The 3,101-nt window shown below is 67.3% G+C and carries 3 protein-coding genes; all 3 read right to left on the reverse strand.

Going from position 1 to position 3,101, the window contains the following annotated elements:
* A partial coding sequence (locus tag AC1VAN_RS16595; RefSeq protein WP_480986225.1) for a substrate-binding domain-containing protein occupies window positions 1-488 on the reverse strand: 488 nt, incomplete at its 3' end.
* A gap of 481 nt (window positions 489-969) precedes the next feature.
* On the reverse strand, window positions 970-1,989 hold the full coding sequence (gene pstS, locus AC1VAN_RS16600; RefSeq protein WP_480986226.1) for a phosphate ABC transporter substrate-binding protein PstS: 1,020 nt from the start codon (window positions 1,987-1,989) through the stop codon (window positions 970-972).
* Window positions 1,990-2,125: 136 nt separating this feature from the next.
* Window positions 2,126-2,905, reverse strand: coding sequence for a PA3715 family protein (locus AC1VAN_RS16605; RefSeq protein WP_442251039.1), 780 nt, complete (start codon window positions 2,903-2,905; stop codon window positions 2,126-2,128).
* Window positions 2,906-3,101: the final 196 nt, after the last annotated feature.

The following is a 3,101-nucleotide window of genomic DNA, read 5'->3' on the forward strand; positions in this document are numbered from 1 at the left end:
CTTCCAGGCCGTCGATGTTGACCACCGGCACCACGCCGCCGATGGCCGACGGGAACTGGGCCAGGCCGGCCTGGGCCAGCTTCCAGGCCGTCGATGTTGACCACCGGCACCACGCCGCCGATGGCCGACGGGAACTGGGCCAGGCCGGCCTGGGCCAGCTCGTCGCTGCTCAGCGGCTTGTCGGACGAACCGAAATCAACGGTGCCGGCCTTGATCTGGGCGATGCCACCACCGGAACCGATCGACTGGTAGTTGATCTTCGCGCCGGTGGCGGTGTTGTAGTCGGCCGACCACTTGGACACCAGCGGGAAGATGAAGGAGGCGCCGGCACCGGAGACCTCAGCGGTCACCTTGTCGCCGGCAGCGGCCGGAGCAGCGGCGCCGTCAGCGGCCGGCTGCTGTGCGGCCTGCTTGTCGCCACCGCAGGCAGACAGGCCCAGGGCGATGGCCAGGGAAAGGGCGGCAAGGCTGGCCGAGTGCAGTTTCATGGTCACTCCATAGCGGGGTAGAGCCGACGGTGTCGGCGGATGCGGCTATGAAATGATGTTTTTGTTACAGCCGTATGACGTCCATGACAGAGGTGTCCTGGATCACGTTCTGGCAAGGGTTTCGCGGGATTCACGGTTGGCTGCCGGGTCGGCTGACAGCCCCAACTGCGCTTCTGCGCGGTCCCCAGCGCGGCGGAGGGCCGGGTAACCGTTGCCCCCGCTCCTGCCTTCCATGACCCCACCGCGCCCCGATGAACCATCAGGCGGCGATGGGCCGAGCCTACAAGGACGTACTTGCGGCCGTCCTGCGCAGCCCGGCCCATCGCCGCAGCAACTCATCAAGGGAAGCGCAGCGCCTTTCACGACCAACCCTACAAAGAAGAAGAGCGCCGGACCCCGAAGGATCCAGCGCCCGGTGGGGCCGGCGGGGGAGAGAGGACCCGCCGGCCCCGTTCCTGCGGGGGAACGCCTTGCAACGAACTCAGTACTTCAGGTTCTGCGTCCAGTAGGTCTCGATCTGGCGCACCAGCGCGTCCGGCAGCGGCACGTAGTCCAGCTGCTTGGCCTGCGCATCGCCATTCTTGTAGACCCAGCGGAAGAACTCCTGCGTGGCCTTGGCGCCCGCCACGTTCTTCGGCTGCTTGCGCACCAGGATGAAGTTGGTGGCGGTGATCGGCCACGCATCAGCGCCCGGGGCGTTGGTCATCACCAGGTAGAAGTCACGGGCGTTGGCCCAGTCGGCGCTGGCCGCAGCGGCCGAGAACGAGGCGTCCGACGGCTGCACGATCTTGCCGGCCGCATTCTTCATCGCCGCGTAGGACATCTTGTTCTGCAGCGCGTAGGACAGTTCGACATAGCCGATGCCGCCCTTGATCTGCTTCACGTAGGCAGCAACGCCTTCGTTGCCCTTGCCGCCGATGCCGGCCGGCCACTGTACCGAAGTGCCTTCACCGACCTTGCTCTTCCACTCCGGGCTGACCTTGGACAGGTAGTTGRMGAAGTTGAAGGTGGTGCCCGAGCCRTCCGAACGRTGRACGATSGTGATCTTGCCGCTGGGCAGGGTCAGGCCACTGTTGAGGGCGGCGATGGCCGGGTCGTTCCAGGTGGTGATCTTGCCCAGGAAGATGTYGGCCAGGGTCGGGCCGTCCAGCTTCAGCGCGCCGGGGGCGACGCCAGCAACGTTGATCACCGGCACCACGCCACCGATCACCGACGGGAACTGGGCCAGGCCGGCGGCAGCCAGCTCTTCCGGCTTCAGCGGCGCGTCGGACGAACCGAAGTCCACGGTCGCTGCCTTGATCTGGGCGATACCACCGCCGGAACCGATCGACTGGTAGTTGACCTTCTTGCCGGTAGCGGTGCTGTAGTCGGCCGACCACTTGGACATCACCGGGTAGATGAACGAGGCGCCCGCGCCGGTGACATCGGCGGCGTTGGCGGCGAACACGGACGACGCGGCCAGAATGGCGACGGCGGCGCGCGACTTGAAGGCGTGGATCACGGGAGAGACTCCTGGGGTGGTCGAGGGGCGGCTGCCCGACGTTTCGGTGCACATTCCATAACGGTTCCATGACACGCCCGCGTCTGTCATATGACGCGAACGTGACAGCCGTCATGGCGGTGCCCAAGCCCGCCCTTCAGAGCCCGCGCAGCGCCTCCGGAACGGCATAGCGACCGTCGCGGGGCTGCAGTGTCCAGCGCTGTACGGGTGCCGTCGTGTCGGTGGCATGGCAGTCGTCACCGGTGGCGACGCTGATCGTATCGGTGCGTTTTTCGCGCACCACGATCGGCGCCAGGCCAGCGGCATTGGCACTGCCCATCTCCAGCGTGCGCTCGAAGCGGCTGAACTCGCCGGCGCAACGCGTATCCCATTCGCCGCGACTGCCACTGACGGCCAGCGGGGCAAGCACCCGGCGCAGCTGCCGGCCCTCGCGTACGAACAACTGCAGTTCGGTCTGCGCGAACGGGTTGGGTCCTGAGCTGCCGCTGTAGTCCATGCGCACGCCGAACGCGCGGGTGGCGGGGTCCAACTGCCAGCGTGCTGTGTCCAGGCGCAGGCCGGTAAAGCGCAGCGCATCACTGCTGACCGCATCGGCCACGCGGGTCCAGGCCAGCGGCTGGCCACTGGCGGTATCGATCAGCAGCAGGTCCAGGTCGCCACCGCGCACGTCTTCCGAGGCGGGGGCGGTCCATTGGGCGACGGCCAGCAGGGTCGTGCCGGGCTGCGCGGGCCACGCGCGGCAGGCCGTGCTGTCCGCATCGGTGAAACGTGCCGTGACCGGCAGCGCGCCGGCCGGCAACTGCCGATACGCGGCCTCACGCACGGTATCCGCATCGTCACAGGCAAACGCAGTGGCGGGCAGGGCAGCGAGCAGGACACCGCAAAGCAGGCGGCGCAGGCGGAGCGAAGAAGGCATCCCGAAGGTCCTTGTCGACAGGGCAGGGCATCATCGCGCGGCCACCGCCTGCCCACAACGACGAAGGCACGGCCTGGGCCGTGCCTTCGTTCGAACGCGTGCTTCCGGTATTACCAGAAGAACTGCGCGCGGGCTTCCAGGATGTTCGGATCGTCGTTGACGAAGCCGCGGGCGGTCGAGCTGTACTTCTTGCTGT

This window comes from Stenotrophomonas sp. 05L44_2, assembly GCF_056665995.1.

What these genes read in the sequence shown, in the direction of transcription:
- AC1VAN_RS16605 (WP_442251039.1), bottom strand. Translation starts at nt 2,905, where the DNA reads ATGCCTTCTTCGCTCCGCCTGCGCCGCCTGCTTTGCGGTGTCCTGCTC.